Below are 23,947 nucleotides of genomic sequence, written 5' to 3'. Positions count from 1 at the left end.
TACTCTGAGCCTGTTAAGCCCTTCGGAGATGTCTTCTATGCAGAAGGGTGAGTTCTCAGAGTGCCCGATTGTTGTGTAGAAGGTGTATGCGCCGTAGTTCCAGAGTGAGTAGACACCACATACTTTTTTAGTCCTTACATTTATTTTTTATTATACAAATCTTGTTAATACCTTTGCATCTTTGATATGTGGCTTTATCAACCATCTTTGATATAAGATAGACCCCCATACCTTCAATTTCTGAACAATACTCTTCATCTTCGTGCTTAACAAGAGGGTTAAACTCTTCTCCTTCTTCAAGTATTTCAACCTCTACGTACTTCTTAAAATCTTTCCATATAAGTTTTAATTCGGTTTCATTATCATTAGAACATATAATTATTGCATTACAAATCTCATCTACTACCAACATCAATTCCCAAGTTCTTTTAAAGTTAAGTTTTGAAGCAAGACTTCTTTCTTGAATAAAATTAGAAATATATTCAAGACTCCCATATTGCTTTTCTATTATTATATAATCGAAGGTATTGTTAGTCATTTATCTTTTTTTTAAAACAACCCTTTTCAATCCTTTCAACAATTTTATGTGCAAAATATAAATCTTCCCCTTCTCTTTACTACACTACGTTTAACCATAATTTTAGTTTTACCAGATTATTCTTAAAGTTAAAAAAGATACTCGTTGAAGAATATCTTCATTTAAATTTCGCTTATACTGGTATCAGGTCCATCCTTTACTCCTGCAAAAATTCTTACACCTTTAATTTGTATATCTATATTGTCAACATCAAAATTATCAGGAAGCACCCTTATGTGGGCTATATTACTATGAGGCACAAGGATAACTCGCCTTTCTTTATCTACATCAGCTGGAGGAATCCCGCCCCTACTAACAAGTATTCCTTTACCATCAAGCATTAACCAATTCTCTGTAAACTTAATAGTTTTACCAATAAAAACCCACAATCTTTGTTCGTTAAAATATTTCTTAAAACGAACCTTAACTATTTTACCTTCTATCATTTATCATCTCCTACATACCCTAAGCGTACTGGTTATCAACTACTTCCCTTTATTCTATTACCTAATGTAACATTCCTTGACATACTTTAACATAATCTGTTTTAATTTTTCAAAACTTTCTTCTGTTAACAGAGGGTATGATAAACATTTTTTATCTATAACAGCATTGGGTACAAAACGTTGTAGGTAATGAATTGGAGAATCCTTTATCAATCTACCTATATCCTCAAAATCTTCATAGTTTAAAAGAGGAAAAAGGACTGTTGTCTTAAACTCATAATCTATTGTGGAATCTTTTAAAATGGAAACACTTGCTTCTATATTTTTTGTATCTACCGCAACCCCTGTAAGTAACCCGTATTTAGTAAGAGGCGCTTTTATATCCATAGCAATATAGTCTACAAGTTTCTCTTTTATCAATAATGAAACCATTTCAGGGTTTGTACCGTTAGTATCAACCTTACAAAAGTAACCCATTTCCTTTGCTTTTTTCAGGAACTCAGGTAGCCCTTCTTGTAAACACGGTTCTCCACCTGTAATAACCACGGCATCCAGATAAGATTTTCTTCTGTTTAAAAAATCTAACACATCTTTCTCAGACATGGGAGGTAGAAATTTTTCGGGTAAAACAAGTTGTGGGTTATGACAAAACGGACAACGAAAATTACAACCCTGAGTAAAGACTATGCAACTTAATTTGCCAGGGTACTCTATCAAAGAAGTCTTTTGCAGGTCTCCTATTTTCATTTCAGAATATAATTTTTTCTCAACTTGAACTCTGCCGTTTTTCCTTTGTTCCATTGGTTTACTGGTCTTAAATATCCTACAACTCGTGAATATATCTCAGTCTCTTTTCTGCACTTATCACAAACATGCATCTCGCCTTTAATATATCCGTGTTCAGGGCATACCGAAAAAGTTGGGGTAATAGTAAAATAGGGTAACTTAAATTTTTCACATATAGTCTTTACAAGTTTCTTGACTCCATCAGTAGAACTTATTGTTTCTCCTGTATAAAGGTGTATTACTGTGCCACCTGTATACATAGACTGCATCTCATCTTGAAGTTCAAGAGACTCAAAAATATCGTCAGTATAGTTGACAGGTAAATGGGTAGAGTTGGTGTAAAAAGGTTCCGCACCATTTTGAAATTCTTCTTCATTAGCACAAATGATTTCAGGGAACTTTGTTTTATCAGTTTTTGCTAACCTATAACTTGTCCCTTCAGCAGGGGTTGCTTCAAGGTTATAAAAATTACCAGTTTCTTCCTGAAACTCAATCAACCGTTTTCTCATATATTGCATAACATCTACAGCAAACCTTAACCCTTTTTCTGTACCTATATCTTCTCCAAAAAGGTTTAGGCATGCCTCGTTCATACCAATAATTCCTATTGTTGAAAAATGGTTCATCCAATATTTACCAAACCTTTCTTTAACATTTCTCAGATAAAACTTTGAGTAAGGGTATAGGTCATCTTCAGTAAGTTTTTCTATTATTTTTCTTTTTATTTCAAGAGATTCTTTAGAAATTTCCATAAGGTGAGCAAGTTTTTGCAAAAACTCTTCTTTATTATTTACTGTATAAGATATTCTGGGTAGGTTGATAGTAACAACCCCTATACTCCCAGTTAAAGGGTTAGCTCCAAAAAGACCTCCGCCCCTTTTTCTTAGTTCCACAGTATCAAGTCTTAATCTACAACACATACTCCTTACATCGTCGGGTTTCATATCAGAATTTATAAAATTGCTAAAATAGGGTATCCCGTACTTCGCTGTAACTTGCCAGAGAAGGTCCATATTTTCGTTATCCCAATCAAAATCTTTGGTAATGTTGTATGTTGGTATAGGAAAAGTAAAGACTCGCCCTTTTGCATCTCCTTCAAGCATTACTTCAAAAAAAGCTTTGTTGAGCATATCCATCTCTTTCTGAAACTCTTTATAAGTTGCATCCTTAATTTCACCACCTACAACAACCTGTTGGTCTTTATAAATTGCAGGGACGGTAAGGTCCATAGTAAGATTTGTAAAAGGAGTTTGAAAACCAACCCTTGTTGGTACATTGATATTAAACAGAAATTCTTGAAGCGCCTGTTTTACTTCTCTGTATCCCAGCCCATCATATTTTATAAAAGGAGCAAGAAGGGTATCAAAATTGGAAAAAGCTTGAGCTCCTGCTGCTTCTCCCTGTAAGGTATAGAAAAAGTTGACAATCTGCCCTAACGCTGTCCTAAAATGTCTTGCAGGTTTACTCTCAACTTTCCCTACCGCTCCCTTAAAACCAACCGTAAGAAGGTCCTGCAAATCCCACCCAACACAATATACAGACAAACACCCCATATCGTGAACGTGTATATCACCATTTATGTAGGACAACCTTATTTCTGGAGGAAATATACTGTTAAGCCAATAAGTTTTAGTAATCTCAGAAGCAACATAATTGTTTAGCCCCTGCAAAGAAAAACTCATATTACTATTTTCGTTAACCCGCCAATCTTTTTTGTTTAAATACTGGTTTACCAAATCAAGATTAGCTTTTGTGGTGATTTCTCTTAATTTGGTATGTTGGTCTCTATAAATAATATAAGCTTTTGCTGTTTTTTTATAAGGAGATGTAATAAGGACATCTTCCACGATATCCTGTATTTCTTCAACTGAAGGAATCTTGTCTCCAATAATATCTATTGCCAAATCAAGCACCCTCAACGCAAGTTTTTTAGCTATATCAAGCTCAAATTCTCCTGTTGCAAGACCTGCTTTATGGATAGCAGCCGATATTTTATTTGCATCAAACTTAACCACTTCTCCATTTCTTTTCTTTATTCTATCAAACATTTTAATAATCCTCCTAACTACTTTTACAAATTATTATAACAAGTGAATTCTAACTTCGTATAAACACCCTTATCTTAAACAATAAGAACGATATCCACTTGACTACTAATATAAGTTAATTGGGCTCCGCTTAAAAACTTTACCACTGTATAACAATTATATTATATATCTAATATATATCAATAAAAAAGCTGAACCTTTAAATTTGTGCCACAAAAGAGTAAAATAAACTTATAAGGTTCAAAAAGCCTATTTTTCTATAATATATTATACCAGAAGCAAAGTTAAAGATAAACGGAACACGTTTTAAATAAAGGAGAAGAACTATCGATAAGAAAATTAAAAAGATTGTTGATATACTGGAATCAAAGAAAGGCGAAGATATTAAAGTTTTATACGTTGGAGACCAGACCTGGATATCAGACTATTTTATTATTGTTTCGGGAAATTCAACAACACACACACAAACTCTTGCTGAAACTATATTGAAAAATATCAAAGAAAAGAGTATTTCTGTGGAAGGATTCGATGAAGGTAAATGGATATTAATAGATTATGCAGAAATCATTATCCATATTTTTTACCCTGAAACAAGAACTCTTTATAACCTCGAAAAACTCTGGGCTAACATTTAACTTACAAACAGTTTACTTAACCACAAACACATTCAATTGCAAAAACCAGTTTTCAACAATTGGGTCAACAATAAGAGAAACCTTAATGGAAAAAAAAGTAAGTTTCGTACAAAAAAGAGATGGTAGAATTGTCCCTTTTGACAAAGATAAGATTTCCAACGCTATATTTAAAGCAGCTCAAAGTCTTGGCGGAGAAGATAAATATCTTGCTGAAGATTTAGCAGAAGTTGTTAGGTTGTATCTTGTAAAAGAGTATAAAAAAGATACCCCTTCGGTAGAAGATATTCAAGATATAGTCGAAAGAGTTCTTATAAAAACAGGGCACGCAAGAACAGCTAAAGCTTATATACTTTATAGAGAAAAACGCGCCAGAATAAGAAGAATGAGGGAAGGGGTGAAACCTGAAGACCTTATTACAAGCGAAAGACAAAGTTTAATAAAAAATATCAACCTTTCTGTAAGAGAGAGTAACGATAATATCAGTCTGTGGGATAAAGAAAGGATTATTGATGCATTAATAAAAGAGACAGGGCTACAAAGAAATATCTCTGAACTCATTGTAGGAGAAGTAGAAGAAGAAGTTGTTACTTCAAAAATAACAGAACTCTCTTCTTCGTTAATAAGAGAACTTGTTAATGCAAAACTGGTTACATACGGTTTTGAAACAGAACGAAACAAACATACAAGACTTGGAGTCCCGGTTTATGATGTAAACCGTTTTCTTAGCCAAGGAACAGATACTCCTGACATTCTTTCTTTAAAACTTGGAAGACATATCAAAAAGGAGTTTGCTCTACTACATGTGTTACCTGAGAAGGCTGTAGAAAAACACCTGACAGGAGAAATCCAGATACATAACCTTGAAGGTATAGATAAGTTCTTTTCTGCAACTGTTCCCATTGAAAATATTACGCCCATAACAGAAAATAAAACTTGCTTAACTTACAATTATTTAAAAAATTTTATTGAAGATAAACTTGTTTTAAGTGTTTCTTCTGAATATATTGGTAATATAAATATACCTTATGCAGACAACCCAACAATAGAAATAGAGCCAAAAAGCACTGCAACAAACATACCAAACCCTTCTATATTGAGAATATGTAATTTAACAGATTTAAACTCAACAGATATTATTTGGAACAGTATCAAATCTATTGGAATAACAACACAGAACAACCTTAACAGAGTTGTTTTAAACAGGGTTACTACCGACTTGGCTTTTACAAAAGATAAAATAGATTTTACAGAAGATATCAAAAACTTTTTACATCTTTGTTACAATATACTGCAGAGGCAAAAAACTTTTATTGATAACATATACGCAGAAAGAGAGTTACCAGAAATTTTCAAAAAGAGTGTAAATACCATTGAGATAAAACTTATAACTAAAGGAGAACCAAACGAAAAAGTAATCAACTGTTTACTACATAACCTTTTTCATTTTCCGCCTGTCTTCTCTTTTAAAATATCTTTTGATAAAACAGCACCTTTAAAACCAGTAAATATTATCAACTTGTTTAAACCGTTTCTTGATAATAGAACTCAAATAAGGCTTTATTATGTATAAAATAGGACTGTTTGGATATTCTTATAGTGGCAAGACCTCTATTTTTAAAGCAATTACTGGGAAAACTGATGATACATACAACCCTTTACGCCCAAATGTTGGTATTGGTAAATTTAAGGACAAAATTCTTGATGAAATTGTCTTAACAGCAAAATCTGAGAAGACAATCTACTCTGAGTTTGAATTTTTTGACTTTAAAGGGATGCCAGAAACAACTGGTTTTTCTGATGATTACCTTAAACAATTGTTAGAAACAGAACTTATAATAGGTGTGGTAAAAAATTATGATGAAAACTCTAAACCTGAACAAGAATCTACCTCACTTATTATGGAACTCGTCTTTTTTGATATTGCAAGAATTGAAAAACTTTTAAGTTCCAATAAAGGGTTACTGCCACAACAAATAAAAATCCTTGAAACAGGCTTAAAATTACTTGAGCAGGAAAAACTTTTAAATACCCTTGATTCAAAAGAAATCAAGATTCTTCAAGGTATTGAGTTGCTCACAATAAAGCCTATCTTAATATTTATAAATGGAGAAGAAAAACCTTATACCTCACAGTTGCAACACATAAAAAATAATATTTTAGAATTTGATGAAGAACAATTCTATGCAAACATCATCCAAAGGTTATCTCTTACAACCTTTTATACAATCAAAGGTAAGATGTCACAAAGTTGGTTAGTTTCTAACACATTAAATGCAAAAGAATCTGCAGGAAAAGTACATAAAGATATAGAAAAAGGGTTTATTAGAGCGGCTGTTGTGAGTTATAAAGATTTTTTGGCAATGGGAGATTGGCAGAAAGTTAAGAGTGCAGGCGGATTGAAGTTTTTAGGACCTAACTCAAAAATATCAGACAAAGATATTGTTGAATTTTATTTTAACTAATATTAAAAAGGGAAACCCTGCCTTACGAAAAGGCAGGGTTTCAGCGTCCCATCCCACAAACCAACTATTAATACTTATAGGGAATGATTAACATAGTTAGGATTATCACCTGAACGTGGCTTTGATATCTTGTCTACCTCGTCCATAATCTCTTGACTAAGTTTTACTTCAACCGCTTTCACATTATCCCTTAAATGTTCTATTAATCTGGGTCCTGCTATAATACTTGTTACCACAGGTCTATGTAAAAGCCACGCAAGAGAAAACTGAGACATTGTTATACCAAGGTCTTTTACTATTGGTTCAAGTTTTTCAAGTATATCAAAAAATCTGTTAGCACTATCACTCTCAAGGTTCACCATACTTTTTCTTGCGCCTCTTGAATCTTCTGGAGGTGGCTGGTTTCTATGGTACTTACCTGATAACCATCCAAACTCGAGCGGACTAAAGATATTTACTCCAATCCCATACTTTTTACATACTGGCAACACTTGCCGTTCAACGTGCCTATCAAGGATATTATATTTCAATTGGTCACAACAGATTTTCTCAAACCCTTCATACCGACCCAACATTTGGCTCTCAACAAGTTTCCAGGACTGGTAACAAGAAGAACCTATATATCTTACCTTACCTTCTTTTACAAGGTCGGTCAGAGCACTCATAGTTTCCTCTGTAGGGGTGGGGTTTTTACCTAAATCAGGTAACACCTCATCAGGACGGTGCATTATAAATAGATCTATATAATCTGTCTTAAGTTTCCTTAAAGACTCTTCAACAGACCTAAAAATATAAGCCCTTGAACTACCTCTATTATTTTTCCCTCCAAACCTGTGTCCACCAGCCCAACATTTCGTGGCAAGAACCAAATCTTCTCTTTTACCTTCAAGCGCTTTACCAACAATCTCTTCAGATTTCCCGTAACAGTCAGCGGTATCTATAAAATTAATACCCATATCGAGTGCTTCATTTATAATGTTTATGCTCTCGGTTTCTACTTCAAATTTATTAAAATTCATAGCACCAAGACAAATTCGAGATACTTTTAACCCAGTACTTCCAAGATTTACATATTGCATTTCCATTTTTTCTCCCTTAATATTATAAATAATGGTTTATATAGTTGTCTCCAAATCCTGTACGAGGAGGCGATATTTTATCTACCTCATCCATTATTTCTTGAGATAGTTTTACGTCAGCAGACTTTACATTATCTCTAAGATGACCAATCAATCTTGGACCAATTATAACGCTTGTTACCACAGGTCTATGTAAAAGCCATGCAAGGGCAAACTGGGACAGTGTAACACCAAGATCTGCCGCTAACACCTCGAGTTTTTCCAGTATATCAAAATATCTCGGGGCACTAGGGGAATCAAAATCAACAAAAACTTTTCTAACTGCTCTTGAATCTGCTGGAGGCGCCTCATTCCTTTTATATTTACCAGACAACCATCCTCCTGCAAGAGGACTAAAAATAGTAGTGCCTATACCATACTTTTTACATACTGGCAAAATCTGCTGCTCAACAAACCTGTTAAGTATGTTATATCTAAGTTGGTCACAACAGATTTTCTCATACCCTTCGTAACGAGCAAGCATCTGGGTCTCTACCAATTTCCACTCTTGGTAACAAGAAGAACCTATATACCTTACCTTGCCTTGTTTTACAAGGTCGGTCAGAGCATCTATGGTCTCTTCTGTAGGGGTGGGGTTTTTACCTAAATCAGGCAACACCTCATCAGGGCGGTGCATTATGAATAAGTCTATATAATCTGTCTGGAGTCTTTTTAGACACCCTTCAACAGACCTTAGGATATTAACCCTTGAACTACCTCTATTGTTTTTCCCTCCTGTATCAGGACTTATTGCCCAACATTTTGTTGCAAGAACAAGGTCTTCCCTTTTACCTTGTAAGGCTTTACCAAGCAACAATTCTGACCTACCTCTTGCATACCCGTTAGCAGTATCTATAAAATTTATACCTGCATCTAAAGCTTCATCAACGATCTGCATATCTTCTTTTTCGTTTTCTGGTTTTACTCCAAGATTCATCGCTCCCAAACAAACACGAGAAACTTTTAACCCCGTGCTTCCTAAATTAATATATTCCATTGCTATTTTCCTCCTTGAAAAATAGTTAAAGATTTGTAAACTACTGTTAAATTAATTACAAAGAGTGATTCTCATAGTTGGGGTTATTACCTGAACGAGGTGGCGCGATTTTATCTACCTCATCCATTATCTCTTGACTAAGTTTTACTTCAACCGCTTTCACATTATCTCTTAGATGTTCTACCAATCTGGGTCCTGCTATAACACTTGTTACCACAGGTCTATGTAAAAGCCAAGCAAGAGCAAACTGAGCCATTGTTATACCAAGGTCTGCTACTATTGGTTCAAGTTTTTCAAGTATATCAAAAAATCTATCAGCACTATCACTCTCAAGATTCACCAACCCTTTCTTTGCACCTCTTGAATCTGCTGGAGGTGGCTGGTTTCTATGGTATTTACCTGATAGCCATCCAAACTCGAGCGGACTAAAGATATTTACTCCAATCCCATACTTTTTACATACTGGCAACACCTGCCGTTCAACGAACCTATCAAGAATATTATATTTTAACTGGTCGCAACAGATCTTCTCAAACCCTTCATAACGAGCAAGCATCTGAGTCTCAACAAGTTTCCAGGACTGGTAACAAGAAGAACCTATATACCTTACCTTACCTTCTTTTACAAGGTCGGTCAGAGCGCTTATGGTTTCTTCTGTGGGGGTAGGGTTTTTACCTAAATCAGGTAACACCTCATCAGGACGGTGCATTATAAATAGGTCTATATAATCTGTCTGAAGCCTTTTTAAACACCCTTCAACAGACTTTAGAATATTAACCCTTGAACTACCTTTATTATTTAGACCACCACCTGTAGGGTTTCCTGCCCAACATTTTGTAGCAAGAACAATATCTTCCCTTTTACCTTTGAGGGCTTTACCAAGTATCTCTTCAGATTTTCCTCTTGCATAACCATTGGCAGTATCAAAGAAATTGATTCCCATATCAAGAGCCTCGTTGACTATCTCAATATCTTTTGATTCTTCTTGATATACTCCAAAATTCATAGCCCCTAAACATATACGTGAAACCTTTAATCCTGTACTTCCCAAATTCTTGTATTGCATCTCCATCTTTCCTCCTTGGGATAATTGTTCAAAAACATTTTTTTAGTTTAAAAACAAATCTACTTTACTCCTCCTTTTAAAATAAGTCAAATATTTTTATAAGATTTCTGAAATTCTGACATAAGGGTTATTGTATAAAAAACAGAGTATAAATTTCTATAAAAATAGATAATGAAAAAACATCCCCCCGTTTATCCATCATAATGGTTTTATTCTTTAGCTTATTTTTTTCCGTCTTGACATAACTAAAAACCCTGGAGGACTAAGCCCTTTACCTTTAAGCCCAAGCCAACCGAATACCTCTTAAGTATCAAAGACACCGAAATATGGCGCACTATAGATTATTATTCCACCAGAGATGGGATAAGTTTTCACCATCCATAAAACCTCTATCTATAACTATCTGCTTTATTTTGTTAAATAAGATGAGTTGCAATCACAGTTATACCAATCTTCTCATTAAGCTATTTTCTTATGTCAGAATTTTAGTAAGATTTTAGATAAAAGTTATTGTTTCTGTTATAATATACAATAAGTTCTTTTTATGTAATTTATTTATAGTAATAAGGTTTGAAATAAAAATATGTTTTCTTACAACTTTTTTCTTGCAAAAAAATTTACAAATAAGAAACAAGGGGATAATTTTCTCTGGTTTATAACCCTTTTTTCAATAGCAGGGGTTGCTATTGGAGTTATAGCTCTTATGCTTGTTATTGGAGTTATGAGCGGATTTTCTAAAGAACTCAAACGCAAAATAATCGGTGCTCACCCAACAATAACTATTGAAGGTAAACCCTACATTTTTGATTATAACAATGTTATTGAAAAAGTTAAAAAAGATATAAAGGATGTAGAAGGAATATCGCCCTATATTACAACTCAGGTTATATACAAATCCCAAAAATATCTTATAGGCGGTATAGTAAAAGGGATAGACCCTGTCACAGAAGAAGAAGTAACAAATTTGAGTAAATTTACAAAAAAAGGTGAGTACACTGACTTAGACAACGGGATACTGCTTGGAAGCGAGTTAGCCAAAGAGCTTGATGTTAGTTTAGGGGATGAACTTTTTGTTATAGCAGGACTTTCTGCAATACAGTTTCCTTTAACAGTTGTGGGTATTGTTGAGTATGGTGTCTATGCTTTTGATTCATCTATGGGATTTACATCGCTTGATACTCTTTCAAAATTTCTTAATATTTCTAATCTGGTACACGGTATAGGTATACGTACTAACAACATCTATGTTACCGAAAAAATTGCAGAAAAGATTAGGGTAACACTCAATTCTGACTATAATGTTACAACCTGGATACAGAGAAATAAGATTCTGTTCGCTGCTATAGCCCTTGAAAAGAAAGCAATGTCTTTCATACTCGCTTTAATAGTACTTGTTGCTTCATTTAACATCTCTGCCACTCTTATGATAACAGTTTACAGAAAAGTTAAAGAGATAGGAATACTCAAAGCTCTTGGTGTCACCTCTGTAGAAATAAAAAAAATATTCATATACCAAGGGTTGATTATAGGTTTAAAAGGACTTGTTACAGGGCTTATTACAGGCGGAATTCTGGCTATGTTGTTAAAAAAATACCAGTTTATAAAACTACCAGATTTTGTATACGATCTATCACGTCTTCCTATTGAAATATCTAAATTTGATATACTCTGGATTTCTGTATTAGTTATCGTTATAGTCTGTTTCGCAAGCGTTTATCCTGCTCAGAGAGCAGCCCGTTTAAACCCAAACCAGGCAATAAGAAATGATTAAATTAACAGGAGAAAATATAACCAAAGAATATCCCGGCGGAGTCAAGGCTCTAAATAATGTTAATATTCAAATCGAAAAAGGAGATATTGCTGTAATCATTGGTCCTTCGGGTTCAGGTAAAACAACCCTTTTAAATATACTTGGGCTCCTTGACAAGCCCACCAAGGGAAGAGTTGTTATGGATGGGAAAGATATAACTCTACTTGACGAAAAACAGGCGGCTCAACTGATGAACCAGCAATTTGGTTTCATTTTTCAATTTTTTTATCTTATACCTGAATTAACAGTAGTTGAAAATGTTTTATTACCGCTCTGGATAAAAGAAAAAACTACCTTAAAAATAAAATTTTATAATGAAGCTGAAAACCTACTTAGCGAGTTTGGGTTATCTAATAGGAAAAACTTTTATCCTTACCAACTTTCTGGTGGCGAACTACAACGGGTTGCTATCTGTAGAAGTCTTATATGTAACCCCAGCGTAGTATTTGCGGACGAACCAACTGGTAGTATTGATAAAAAATCTACTGAAATATTTTTTGAGTTAGTTGAAAAATTGAATAACCAGAAAAACGTTACATTTGTTATATGTACCCATAACGAAAAATTTCTTGATTTTGCAACAAAAACAATATCCCTTAACCAAGGAGAAATAGTAAAGTATGAGAAAAACACAACTTGAAGATTACAGAAAAAAGATTGACGATTACCTTGAAAAGAGTTTACCACCAACAAGCAAAGAACCCGAAATTCTACACAAAGCAATGAGATATAGCGTATTTTCCGGAGGTAAACGGTTAAGGCCTATCATAGTACTTGCAGTAGGAGATATAACAGGGGTGGAACATAAACAACTTTTACCTGTTGCTTGTGGGTTAGAACTCATCCATAATTTTTCATTAATCCACGACGACCTACCATCTATGGATAACGATGACTATAGAAGAGGTAAACTTACCTGCCATAAAAAGTTTGGAGAACCAATCGCTATACTTGCAGGTGACGCTCTTTTGACTCTTGCTTTTGAGATTTTAGCTGAGTCTGACAATTGTTCATTAATAAAAGCAGTTGCAAACGCAACCGGTTCAGTAGGGATGGCAGGCGGACAAGTGTTTGATATGTGTAACAAAGATTTACAAGTTTCGGACTGTTTCAAAAGAAAAATTAACAACTGGAAAACAGGCAAACTATTTCAGATATGTTTTGAAGCACCTTTATATTTTAATGAAATACCAGAGGAAGATAAACATACCATTACAAGAATTTCCCAATATTTTGGTGAAGCGTTTCAATTGAGAGATGATATCGAAGATAAAGAGGGTAATATAACAAATATGAAAAAAGAGACCGAAACCCTCTATAAAAAGATGAAAGAAGAGTTGGTTTATTTCAAAGAGAAAGGAGGTCTTCTCAATTATATAAATGAAAAACTCTTTGAAGTAGAGTAGCCTGTTTCAATATTTTTTGACAGATTTAGAAAAACAAATATAATATAAATTATGTTTTTATGCACTACTTTTATGGTTTAGTTTTAATAAAATATAATAAAAGGGGGTATTTATGCCGCTTATAAAAATAACTAACTTATCCAAGATTTTCCGTTTAGGAAGAAACAGAACTGTTGTTGCTTTAAATAAAGCAAGTTTTGAGGTAAAAGAAGGTGAAATATTTGGTATTATGGGTCCTAATGGTTCAGGTAAAACAACCTGTTTAAAACTTATACTTGGTATACTGTTCCCCACAGATGGGGAAATAGATATTATGGGCAAAAGCCAATACGACATAGAAGCAAAGGAACAGATAGGTTTTTTACCTGAAAACCCATATTATTACGACTACCTATCAGGAACCGAAGTTCTAAATTTTTATGGTCGTCTTTTTGGGATGTCGAAAGGGCTTATAAAAGAGCGGTCAGAATATTTATTAAAACTGGTCGGTCTACAAGATGCAGGTAAACTTTCTTTAAGACATTACTCAAAAGGTATGCTTGAAAGAATAGGGCTTGCCTCAAGTTTGATAAACGACCCTAAAATTCTTATTCTTGATGAGCCAACAACAGGGCTTGACCCTATAGGATGCAGAGAAACAAGAGATTTACTTATACAACTTAAAGAAGCAGGTAAAACAATAATCCTTTCAAGCCATTTTTTATCTGAAGTTGAAAGAGTCTGCAATAGAATAGCCATTTTTCATAGAGGTAGCTTGCTAACTACAGGCGTAATGGAAAACCTGTTTAAAGAATATCAAGCAGAAAATCTTGAAGACCTTTTTGTAAAAACAATAGAAAAGTTTGATTCAACTCTTGAAGAAGAAAAAGTTGCACAGGTTTCATCATAAAATAAATATTGAAATTTTAAAAGGAGAACAAATATGGGTAAAGCGTGGGTTATTGCAACCAATACTTTTAACGAAGCTTTAAGAAAGAAGACTCTGTATATACTTCTGGTTGTTGCTCTTGTAGCAATAGGTGCTTCAAAATTCTTTTCTTTCCTTGCTGCCCAAGACGAACTCAAAATGATAAAAGATGTTAGTTTTGCAACAATTGAGTTTTTCGGGGCAATTCTTGCTATCTTTACGGCTATAGGCGCATTATCAAACGAGATAGACAAAAGAACTATATACACGATTCTTTCAAAACCTATCACCAGAAAACATTTTCTTTTAGGGAAGTTTATCGGACAATCGCTAATCATACTTTTAAACGCTGTTCTTATAAGTCTATTTTTTATAGGGCTTCTACTTTCTAAAAAGGTGGTTCCAGATATTGAAATTTATAAATCTTTAATTCTAATCTATTTAGAACTTCTTATGATAGGTTCAATTACTCTTGCCGTTGCAACATTTGCAACAGACGCATTTAATATCATCCTTTCTTTCTTTCTTTTTATTACTGGTAACCTAACAATCTACTATAAACAGATGTTGGAAAGAACTGAAAACATTGTTTTTAAAGGACTTGGGCAGATGTTCTATACGGTTGTCCCCAACTATGCAAATTTTAATATTAGAGACCAGGTTGTTTTAGGAGTTAACGTTAGTTGGAGATATATTGGGCAGACATCTCTTTACGGAGTTATATATATAATAATAGCTACTCTTGTAGGTATATACTTTTTTCAAAAGAGGGAAGTATGAAAAATAAAAATTGGGTAAATCTTTTTATTGCGATTCTTTTGTTTATTCCTATGGGTTTTTTACAAGTAAATATAGATTATAGAAGAACCCTCGAAGATCTTGAAGCAAAATTGTTGCTTATGCCTGGGCAGGTTGCAGGAAGCCTTGTCCTGGGTGGATTCAGAGGTGTTGCTGCCGACCTTATTTGGCTTAACATAGAAGAGTTTTGGCACCAAGGGCACACCTACAAACTTTTACCTTTGTTTGAATCTGTTGCATGGCTCCAACCACGTTATATTACAGTTTGGGCTGTTGGTGGATGGCATATGGCTTACAACATATATGCTACCATTGACGACCCTGAAGAAAAACATTACTGGTACCAACAGGGTACATCTTTCTTAAAGAAAGGTATAGCCCATAACCCCGAACAGTATGACCTATATTTTGAACTCGGTTGGACGTACTACAATAAAGGGGAAGACTATGCTAACGCTGTTAATTATCTTGAAAAAGCTGTCAAGTTTCCAGGTCCTGACTACGTAAAGAGTCTACTTGCTCACGCTTACGAAAACAATGACCAGGTTGAAGAGGCTGTTTCTCAATGGACAAAAGTTTTGGATACCACCTTTGAACCTATAGCCAAACGAGCATTAAAATCTCTCCAATCAGACGGAGCGTTTACTCCTAAACGACGTACCCGACTTGGATTGGATAAAGAAACTTAATAATTCTTTTGTCCTTAATAAAATGAAAAAGATATTCATTATTTCAGCTCCTTCAGGAACAGGAAAAACCACTATTGCTTTAAGGTTAAAAGAAGAGTTACAAAATATTTATATACCTGTTACCTATACCACAAAAAAACCTCGCACAGAAGAAGTAGAGGGCAAAGATTATAGATTTGTATCTCAAGAAACCTTTTCTTTGATGATAAAAAAAAATAAATTTTTAGAATGGGCAAAGGTGTACGGTAACTACTATGGAACTCCAAAAGACGAGATACTTTTAAATATAAAAAAAGGTAACATAATTGTTATGACTATCGATACTCAAGGAGGGCTTAGTATAAAGAAACTATTCCCTGAATCAGTGTTGATAGGGTTACTTCCACCTTCTGTTGCTGAGCAAGAAAAACGAATAAGAGGGAGGAGTAAATTAGCTGAAAAAGATATAAAAGAGAGAATAAATGCTACAAAAGAAGAAAGAAAAATTCTTTTCTCAAAGTATGATTTTCGGCTTATAAACAAAAATTCTGAAGATACTCTCAAAAAAATTATAAATATCATAACTAAGGGGAAAAAAATATAACAAGCGTCTGATATTTAATTAGTTGTTAATATAGTTACTTAAAAGATATCCTCATTGGAAGAAAAACCTCAAGAAAACAAATAATACTCACAAAAAACCTGTAAGAAAAAGCAAGGTAAAGGAGAAAAGTTTCAATGGATAAAGTAAAAGTAGGTTTTATAGGTGCTGGTGGGCTTGCCACAGGAAAACATTACCCATCAATTGCCAATATCGAAGAAGCAGAAATAGTTGGTATGTCTGACCTTTTACCTGAAAGGATGGACCTAGTTGGAGAAAAGTTCAATATACAGAACAAGTTTGTCAATTATAAAGAACTTATTGAAAAAACCGCGCCTGATGCAGTTTATATTGTTATGCCGCCTCACCATCTTTTTGATATAGCGGCTTATTGTCTTAACCTTGGGTTACATATCTTTATTGAAAAACCTCCAGGACTAACAAAATTTCAGACAAGACAGTTAGCGCTCACAGCTGAAAAGAAAGGCGTTTTAACAATGACAGGTTTTCAGAGAAGGTTCTCTCCTGTTTTAGTTGAAGCAAAGAAGAAGGTAGATGAAACAGGAGGAGTCACTCAATGTCAGGCAAACTTTTTTAAATACTCACCAGGCTCCGGTGCCTATTATCAGGGCGCTATAGATATTCTCACCTGTGATGCAATACATGCCGTTGATATACTTAGATGGATGGGAGGGGACGTAAAAAAGGTTGTTAGCGTTGTTAGTAACCTGTTTTGTGATACTCCTAACAGGTTTTGTGCTTTGATGGAATTTGAAAACGGCGCTGCCGGCTACTTATCTACCAACTGGATATCAGGAAAACGCACATATTCAGTAGAGATGCACGGTAAAGGTATTGTTGCTTATGCAGACCCTGAAGAAGATGCAAAAATCTTTAAAGATGGACAGAAAGAAGTCGATATAATCAAAGCCGAGACTTTCACAGGCGAAACAGACCCTGATTCTTATAAAAATACTGGTTTTTTCCATGAAAACAAACATTTTATTGAGTGTATCAGAACAAAAAGTATGCCTCAAACAAACTTTGCTGACGCTTATAAAACCATGGAACTTGTAGAGAAAATCTATAACAACCAAATTTGAGTCTCTCTTTTATAAAAATGTATCTTTAAGGAACCCTTTAAGTTCAGCAGGAGGAACCCCAAACCTATCGGTAAGTTCTTCAAGAAAAAGGTTGGCTTCTTCTTTTGTTTGAAGGGAAGCCAGTTTTTTATATACATAAAACCTTAAAGCTGGGTTGCTGATATACTCATCAGAAATAAGGGACGATGGAACCTCTACCTCTTTTTTTGTATCTATACTTTCTTGCTCTCTGGTAATTTCTTGCCAGAATTGGCAGTATAGGTTAAACCCTACTTTATCTATAAAACCGTGTTGTTCTTTACCTAAAATGTTTCCAGCGCCCCTAATTTCAAGGTCTTTTAAGGCAATCCTATAACCGCTCCCAGGTTTATTTAATTCCTGTAATGCTTGGAGCCTCTCTTTTGCTGTCTGTGTAACAAAAATATGGTGCGGTATAAGAAAATAAGCATAGGCTCTCCATTTATATCTACCTACCCTGCCTCTCAACTGGTATAGGTCTGCCAAACCGTAACGATGGGCGTTATCTACAATAAGGGTGTTTGCTTTGGGAATATCTATACCGCTCTCTACAATAGTGGTAGCTACAAGAACGTCTATCTGTCCATCAGCAAACCTTTTCATTATATCAGATAACTTCTCAGGATTCATTCTCCCATGAGCCGTTTCTATAATCGCAGAAGGTAACATATTCTGCAGTTTTTTTCTTACCTTCTCTATATCATATATAAAATTATGAAGATAAAAGACCTGCCCTTTCCTGTCAATCTCTCGCTGTAAGGCTTCTTTTACTAATCTTTCATTATACCTACCTACATAGGTTACAACAGAAACTCTACCTTGTGGAGGTGTTTTAATAACACTTATATCTTTCATACCAGAAAGAGCCATATAAAGGGTTCTTGGGATTGGGGTTGCGGTTAAAGTCAAAACATCCACTTTTTTAAACATCGCCCTAATTCTCTCCTTATGCATAACCCCAAACCGTTGCTCTTCATCCACAATAAGTAACCCTAAATTTTTAAATTTAATATCTTTCTGTAAAAGTCTATGGGTACCAATAACAATATCAATGAACCCTTCTGATATATTTTTAACTATTTTTTTCTGTTCAGGTACCCCGACAAGCCGTGAAACCATCTCAATTGTTACAGGAAAATCCGCAAACCTTTCTTTAAAGATTAAAAAATGTTGAAGCGCAAGAACTGTTGTTGGCACAAGAATTACTACCTGTTTACCGCTTAACACAGCCTTAAAACTTGCCCTAATAGCAACTTCAGTTTTACCGTAACCTGCGTCTCCGCAGACGATTCTATCCATTATTTTTGAGGAACTCATATCTTGCCTAACCTCGTTAATCGCTTTCAATTGGTCTTCTGTTTCTTTATAAACGAAACTTTCATCAAACTGTTGTTGCAATTCTTTATCCGACTCAAAAGCAAACCCTTCTTCAATCTTTCTTGTAGCATAAAGTTTATACAAATCAGAAGCAAGGTCTCTTATACCATTCTTTACCTTCTCTTTTACTTTTAACCAACTTTTAGTATTAAGTTTTGATAATTTTGGGTCTTTCTCTCCAATATATTTATGTACAAGAGAAATGTTTCTAACAGGTACATACAATTTATCCCCACCTTCATATCTTATAATGATATACTCTTCCTTTTGATTATCTCCCGATACTATCTTTTTCATCCCTTCAAAGACACCAATACCTTCATTTTGATGAACGATATGGTCACCTTCTCTTATTTCAGAATACCCAAAAAGAGGGATATATTCTCTGTTTTTACGCAAAGGCGGGTACCGTTTAGAGTGTCTGGAGAAGAGTTGATCTTTACTTAAAATAGTTATATTTATATCAGGTACAGAAAAACCCTCTGAAACAACTCTATCGAGGAAAGAGTTTTTAGATATGCTTACCTTCTTTTCTTTCAACACTTCTCTAATTTTCTCTTCTTGCCCTTTAGTTCCTGAAAATATAAATACTTTCTCTTTTTTTACTCTATTCCAGATAAATGTAGGGTTCAACTGGAACCTGTTTTCTACATCAAAAACATTGAAATTGTATATTTTTCTGCCAAAAGCATATTCTGATATATTGTTTTGAAATATGGTAGAGTTGGTAAATATATCTTGTAGCCAACTGTTGTTTATAACACCTTTTGATAGAAGTTGTTTTATCTGGTGTGAAGCAGAAACCCTCTCTGGCTCTACAACAAACGAAATACTCTTCTTAAACTGGCTATATAAATCAATCTTATTCTTATCTACAAAAAACTCGTTTAAAGGTATCAGGTTTAAAGATTCCACCTTTTCAAACGATAGTTGGGTACCAGTTTCAAATTTTCTTAAAGAATTTATTTTATTGGCAGTAAACTCTACCCTTATAGGAAAATCTGAATCTAAGGTATATACATCTATAATACCGCCTCTCCTTGCAAAAAAACCTGTTTCTTCAACAAGAGTTGCCTCTTCAAAGCCGGCATCAAAAAGGTATCTGATTAAAACATCTCGTCGTAAATTTTCCCCTACCTTAATCTTTAACATACTTTTACTAAAACTCTCTAAAGGGGGCACCTGTTGAGCAAAAGCAGAAGGAGTAGAAATAAGAATATAAGGTTTTTTCTTTAATAGTGAAATATTTGTCAAGGTTTTAACTCTTTCAAACATCACTTCTGATACCATATTATCTTTATCTACAAACATATCTGGTAAAGATAGAAAAAAAATATCTTTATTAGACAAAAAAGCAAGAGTGTCTTGATAAAATGTTTCTGCAAACTCTTCTTGTGGCAACAGTATCAAAAAAGGGGTTTTTGTAGAATTAAAAATACCTGATATAAGATACGCAATAAAACTACCTTCAAAACCGCTTATATAAGAACGGTCTCCCTTTAATATAGATTCTTTTAACTTAGAAAATCCTTCAAGTTCTTCTAAAAATTTTAATATTTTCATAATATATAACAACTGCTTAATAAACAGAAGATAGTATTACTATTGAACCAACAGTATCAGACCAAACCTTTTATCAACTGGTGTACTTATAAGAACTATGCATAGTATAAAACTTACAATATTAGTAGAAGCAGAGCAGATAGACCTCGCCAGTAATACCTCCCTTCTGTTCAATTCCAAGAGTACCGCTATACATACATTTTAAAATATTACCCAGACTATTGGTAACTTTTATTACAATTTCATTGTTTCCTTCATTAAGAAAACCCCCTATATCAAAAACATAAGGTTGCCATACTCGTGCCCCAACTTTACTGTTATTGATTATCACCTCAACAGCAGTAAAAGCCGATTCAATCACCAATAAACAAGATTGTGGTACACTCTTTAATTTAATGGTCTGCCTATACACGCCTGTCCCAGCAAAATAAGGGTAACCAAAATCGTTCCACCCTTTATTTCCCATTTCTGTAACAATAGGAGCAAGAGTTACCCTCCCTCCTTTCTCCTCCACCTTAAAATCCCCGCTTATAACCATAGGTTCAATGCTACCTTTCTGGTTAACCCCAGGCAGTTCTCTTTTCCAAGAACGCCAGTAAGAACTCCTCACAAGGAAAACAAACTCATTTTCTCCTTCTTTATAAAAATCTTTTACCTTAAAAACCATATTTTCTTTATCCCATAAAAGATGTTTTTCTGGTTTAATAACCTCTTGCCCATTTACAAAAAGTTTCTCCCACTCTTTAGTATCAACAATAAAAGAGAGGTGAGAAGGCAAAAATTTTAGGTCAAACTTTCCTCGCACCCAATAAAAAGGGGACTCTTCAGAAGTAAAAGCAACCTCAAGTTTCCCGTGAAAAACCTTCTGCCAGGTTGAATCGATAGTTTTCTTATACCATTCCTCTTTTTCGCCTACCAAAAGCGGGTCGGTCTTAACAAACAACTCTGGAAGATAATGGTTCTCTCCTTCCAACACAAACTCCCATTTCTTATTTAAAAGAACTTTTTCACTTGATATACCAGAAAACAATTGGTTCACAACAGGTTTTCTATCATTAGTTAAACAGAAGTTACCAATATTTAATATAATAGACTTACCATCCATAAGCATAAGGTTTACCCTTTCTGCTTGATTGATTTTGTAAGGCGTTACTTTATAAATATTTCCATCATCAACATCCATTATAACAACTTTTCCTTCAATATTATATTCAAGAACCACTTCTCTACTCTTACCTGTGTGGTTTGCAAGAAAAATTAGATACTCTTCTTCTGTCTTCCTTGCAGTTATCCATAACCCTTCTGTTTCTTGTTTATTTACAACCCTCCAACTTTTTGTAGCGTAAGATAAAATAGAATCTACCAACATAGTTTTAAATTCGTCTTCTGTTTCACCTTCTTTAGAAATAAGTTTACCTACCTTATTATGTTGGTAACGCACAACTTTTCCATCCTTATATAACCATTCAGGCACTCTACCCAACCAAATAAGGTTACCACCTGCTTTTGAAAACTCTTTTAGTTTATCAAGACAATCTGAATCCAGCACATAACACCCCGGTACTACAATAGTCTTAAATTCTCCGTTTTTACATTTTAAAACGCCATTCACAATAGTAGATTCTTTTATAATATCTTCAAAAATCATCTCAAAATCTATATGATGATCAAAAAGAGAGTTTATTGATAAAAGAAGCATATCGAGCATCTCTTCTGTTTCTAAAGTTTCTTTCCAGAAGTTACATTCAACCCTTAAGCGGAAAGTTGTTCCTGCAAAAGCTGTTGTAGCAGAATATAACAGAGCAATATCAGTATCAAGAGGAGCCCAAGAAGCAAACAGAGAAACTCTTCGACAATAATCGGCGTAAAATTTATAATATTTCCACCAAGGTTGAGAAAAATGTTTACCTGCAATAGCTCTTTTACGAAAATCTGATATAGAGTATATTAAGGCATTATCGTTTATAAGGTTGAGCCCCATTGAAGCTAGCCAATCGTTATCTTTCTTCTGTTCAGCAAGGGTAGAGTTCCAATCTCTAACACCAAACGCCTCGCACATTGTTCTCTTTGCACCTGAATATCTTCCAGTAGAAGATGTTCTTTTAGCAGTAAGAGCAAGCAATGGGTAATCATAAGGTCTTTTCCAAATATCTATCTGTAAAGGTCTACCGGGCATACACCCAGCAAGCATATCCATTCCCGGCACTTGCAAATGCTTCAAAAACTCGTGTATATCACCGTTTACTTTATTAGAAAAAGAGATAGACTCTTCAGCCATACAATGTCCCGTCACAAAAACATTATGTTTTCCGCACCAATCTGCAACAGTTTTTGCAAAATTGTTAGAAAAAAGAGAGGTTATAAGCGAATAATAATCTATCCTCATCTTTATAGTTTCAGGCAGATTATCTTCTGATAAAAGAAGATGGAAATTGTCTTGCAAACGGTACCCATACCGTTTTTCAAATTCAGGAAAAAGTTTTTCTGTATACGCAAAACTTACGTCTTTATTTATGTTGGCGTAAGGTTCATCAAAAAAGAACCCCCTAAGTGTGGACCCAAAATAATTTTTAAACCTTTTAAGATACTCTTTATAAATATAGGACATCCATGTTTCTACCGCTTCTTTATTTAACATATCCCCATATCCACGTTGTTGCCAAGAGTCTGCCGTACCTGTGCTTGAAAGAAGAACCTTATCAAAAAGTTTCTTTACAAGAACCATCAGTACTACCGGTTTACCAGTCTTGTTGATCCACCTTCTTTCTTGCGGGTTTTTCCACCATAATTTTTTTTCAACAGATACTTTTCTTATATCACCTTCAACATCTTTTATACCAACAAATAGTATCTCAGAATTATCCTGCACCATAGATTCAATATTTACGGTCTCTCTATCTTCTACCTGCACCTCCTTCAACTCCATAGAATAACCACGATATTCTTGTCGTTCTTTAAGAAAATATCCAGCAGCCGTACCACTAGGCCAATTTAGGTCATCATAAAACCATACCTTCATACCCATCTCTTCACATTTTTTTAAAACAAATCCCGCGTACTCCCAGTAACTTTCTTGTAGGAACGAAGGGTACTCAAGCCCGTATAACGCCATAATAAAAAATTCGTTAATACCTTTCTGTTTCATATCTTTCAACTGGTACAACATCTCTTTCTTTGTCATTCTACCTGTCCAGCACCACCAAGGCACAGGTCCAAAATCTCCATTCAGATTAGAAAAAACTTCTAAAAAAGAGCTCTTTTTTTTATTCATTCAACTCTCCTTTATGTATACTCGCTTCTACCAAATTTGGCTATGCGATAATTATGTTTTTATCTGCCGTTTTGTGGCATTGCGAGGAATGCCTTTAATGACGTGGCAACCCTCGTATTTATCCTTGTATTTGTTTTTCTTTCCAGTAAAAAAGTATGTGTCTATTCACGAATTACGAGGTGCTAACCGACGCTTTTTGTCGTTGCGAAGGCATGTCTGCCGAAGCCTTGGCGTAGGTTGAAACGCTTTGTGTGACTGCGGCAATCCTCGTTTTTATCCTATACACTATT

The 23,947-nt window shown here is 34.4% G+C and carries 20 protein-coding genes; 11 read left to right on the top strand and 9 right to left on the bottom strand.

The features are described 5' to 3' along the window. Positions 1 to 127: 127 nt before the first annotated feature. From M0P98_06310 to M0P98_06295, 4 genes are all read right to left on the bottom strand, one after another. Positions 128 to 538, bottom strand: coding sequence for an ATP-binding protein (locus tag M0P98_06310; protein MCK9266477.1), 411 nt, complete (start codon positions 536 to 538; stop codon positions 128 to 130). A 161-nt stretch (positions 539 to 699) separates the two neighbouring features. After that, positions 700 to 1,023, bottom strand: a complete 324-nt coding sequence (locus tag M0P98_06305) for a hypothetical protein (GenBank protein MCK9266476.1) — start codon at positions 1,021 to 1,023, stop codon at positions 700 to 702. Between the two features lie 57 nt (positions 1,024 to 1,080). Further along, positions 1,081 to 1,824, bottom strand: a complete 744-nt coding sequence (locus tag M0P98_06300; protein MCK9266475.1) for an anaerobic ribonucleoside-triphosphate reductase activating protein — start codon at positions 1,822 to 1,824, stop codon at positions 1,081 to 1,083. After that, positions 1,767 to 3,857 (bottom strand): ribonucleoside triphosphate reductase, encoded by a 2,091-nt coding sequence (locus M0P98_06295; GenBank protein MCK9266474.1) that lies wholly within the window; start codon positions 3,855 to 3,857, stop codon positions 1,767 to 1,769. The genes M0P98_06300 and M0P98_06295 overlap by 58 nt, the downstream gene beginning before the upstream one ends. A gap of 383 nt (positions 3,858 to 4,240) precedes the next feature. Between M0P98_06295 and rsfS the strand changes: the two genes are divergently transcribed. From rsfS to M0P98_06280, 3 genes are all read left to right on the top strand, one after another. Continuing rightward, positions 4,241 to 4,492: a ribosome silencing factor gene (gene rsfS / locus M0P98_06290; GenBank protein ID MCK9266473.1), complete on the top strand. Its 252-nt coding sequence runs from the start codon at positions 4,241 to 4,243 to the stop codon at positions 4,490 to 4,492. 85 nt (positions 4,493 to 4,577) lie between these two features. Then, positions 4,578 to 6,062: an ATP cone domain-containing protein gene (locus M0P98_06285; protein ID MCK9266472.1), complete on the top strand. Its 1,485-nt coding sequence runs from the start codon at positions 4,578 to 4,580 to the stop codon at positions 6,060 to 6,062. Beyond that, positions 6,055 to 6,954, top strand: coding sequence for a DUF933 domain-containing protein (locus tag M0P98_06280; GenBank protein ID MCK9266471.1), 900 nt, complete (start codon positions 6,055 to 6,057; stop codon positions 6,952 to 6,954). Before M0P98_06285 ends, M0P98_06280 begins: the two co-directional genes overlap by 8 nt. A 74-nt stretch (positions 6,955 to 7,028) precedes the next feature. On the opposite strand, the gene M0P98_06275 is transcribed toward M0P98_06280, so the two are convergent. The 3 genes from M0P98_06275 to M0P98_06265 are packed head-to-tail and all read right to left on the bottom strand — an operon-like array spanning position 7,029 to position 10,141. Beyond that, positions 7,029 to 8,039: an aldo/keto reductase gene (locus M0P98_06275; protein MCK9266470.1), complete on the bottom strand. Its 1,011-nt coding sequence runs from the start codon at positions 8,037 to 8,039 to the stop codon at positions 7,029 to 7,031. Positions 8,040 to 8,055: 16 nt separating this feature from the next. Beyond that, positions 8,056 to 9,069, bottom strand: coding sequence for an aldo/keto reductase (locus tag M0P98_06270; protein MCK9266469.1), 1,014 nt, complete (start codon positions 9,067 to 9,069; stop codon positions 8,056 to 8,058). Between the two features lie 55 nt (positions 9,070 to 9,124). After that, on the bottom strand, positions 9,125 to 10,141 hold the full coding sequence (locus M0P98_06265; protein ID MCK9266468.1) for an aldo/keto reductase: 1,017 nt from the start codon (positions 10,139 to 10,141) through the stop codon (positions 9,125 to 9,127). A gap of 577 nt (positions 10,142 to 10,718) precedes the next feature. Between M0P98_06265 and M0P98_06260 the strand changes: the two genes are divergently transcribed. The 8 genes from M0P98_06260 to M0P98_06225 all read left to right on the top strand — a co-directional run bounded on the left by M0P98_06260 (position 10,719) and on the right by M0P98_06225 (position 17,428). Further along, on the top strand, positions 10,719 to 11,906 hold the full coding sequence (locus M0P98_06260) for an ABC transporter permease (protein ID MCK9266467.1): 1,188 nt from the start codon (positions 10,719 to 10,721) through the stop codon (positions 11,904 to 11,906). Continuing rightward, positions 11,899 to 12,585 (top strand): ABC transporter ATP-binding protein, encoded by a 687-nt coding sequence (locus M0P98_06255; GenBank protein MCK9266466.1) that lies wholly within the window; start codon positions 11,899 to 11,901, stop codon positions 12,583 to 12,585. Before M0P98_06260 ends, M0P98_06255 begins: the two co-directional genes overlap by 8 nt. Next, positions 12,566 to 13,351: a polyprenyl synthetase family protein gene (locus tag M0P98_06250; GenBank protein MCK9266465.1), complete on the top strand. Its 786-nt coding sequence runs from the start codon at positions 12,566 to 12,568 to the stop codon at positions 13,349 to 13,351. Before M0P98_06255 ends, M0P98_06250 begins: the two co-directional genes overlap by 20 nt. 112 nt (positions 13,352 to 13,463) lie before the next feature. Next, the gene (locus M0P98_06245; protein MCK9266464.1) at positions 13,464 to 14,240 is read left to right on the top strand and encodes an ABC transporter ATP-binding protein; all 777 of its coding nucleotides are present in this window, start codon (positions 13,464 to 13,466) and stop codon (positions 14,238 to 14,240) included. Positions 14,241 to 14,273: 33 nt separating this feature from the next. Next, positions 14,274 to 15,038: an ABC transporter permease gene (locus M0P98_06240; protein MCK9266463.1), complete on the top strand. Its 765-nt coding sequence runs from the start codon at positions 14,274 to 14,276 to the stop codon at positions 15,036 to 15,038. Next, complete coding sequence (locus M0P98_06235; GenBank protein ID MCK9266462.1) at positions 15,035 to 15,745, top strand: hypothetical protein; 711 nt, start codon at positions 15,035 to 15,037, stop codon at positions 15,743 to 15,745. Before M0P98_06240 ends, M0P98_06235 begins: the two co-directional genes overlap by 4 nt. 22 nt (positions 15,746 to 15,767) lie before the next feature. After that, entirely contained in the window at positions 15,768 to 16,328 is a 561-nt protein-coding gene (gmk, locus tag M0P98_06230) for a guanylate kinase (GenBank protein ID MCK9266461.1), read from the top strand. A gap of 134 nt (positions 16,329 to 16,462) precedes the next feature. After that, positions 16,463 to 17,428, top strand: coding sequence for a Gfo/Idh/MocA family oxidoreductase (locus M0P98_06225; protein ID MCK9266460.1), 966 nt, complete (start codon positions 16,463 to 16,465; stop codon positions 17,426 to 17,428). 9 nt (positions 17,429 to 17,437) lie between these two features. Here the strand turns inward: M0P98_06225 and mfd are convergent, their stop codons facing one another. Next, entirely contained in the window at positions 17,438 to 20,386 is a 2,949-nt protein-coding gene (gene mfd, locus M0P98_06220) for a transcription-repair coupling factor (protein ID MCK9266459.1), read from the bottom strand. A 121-nt stretch (positions 20,387 to 20,507) separates the two neighbouring features. Then, positions 20,508 to 23,657, bottom strand: coding sequence for a hypothetical protein (locus M0P98_06215; GenBank protein ID MCK9266458.1), 3,150 nt, complete (start codon positions 23,655 to 23,657; stop codon positions 20,508 to 20,510). Positions 23,658 to 23,947: the final 290 nt, after the last annotated feature.

The sequence above is a fragment of the bacterium genome (assembly GCA_023230585.1).
Classification (GTDB): Bacteria; Ratteibacteria; UBA8468; order B48-G9; family JAFGKM01; genus JALNXB01.
The sequence above is the reverse complement of the archived record's forward strand: the minus strand, read 5'-3'. Positions and strand labels throughout refer to the sequence as shown.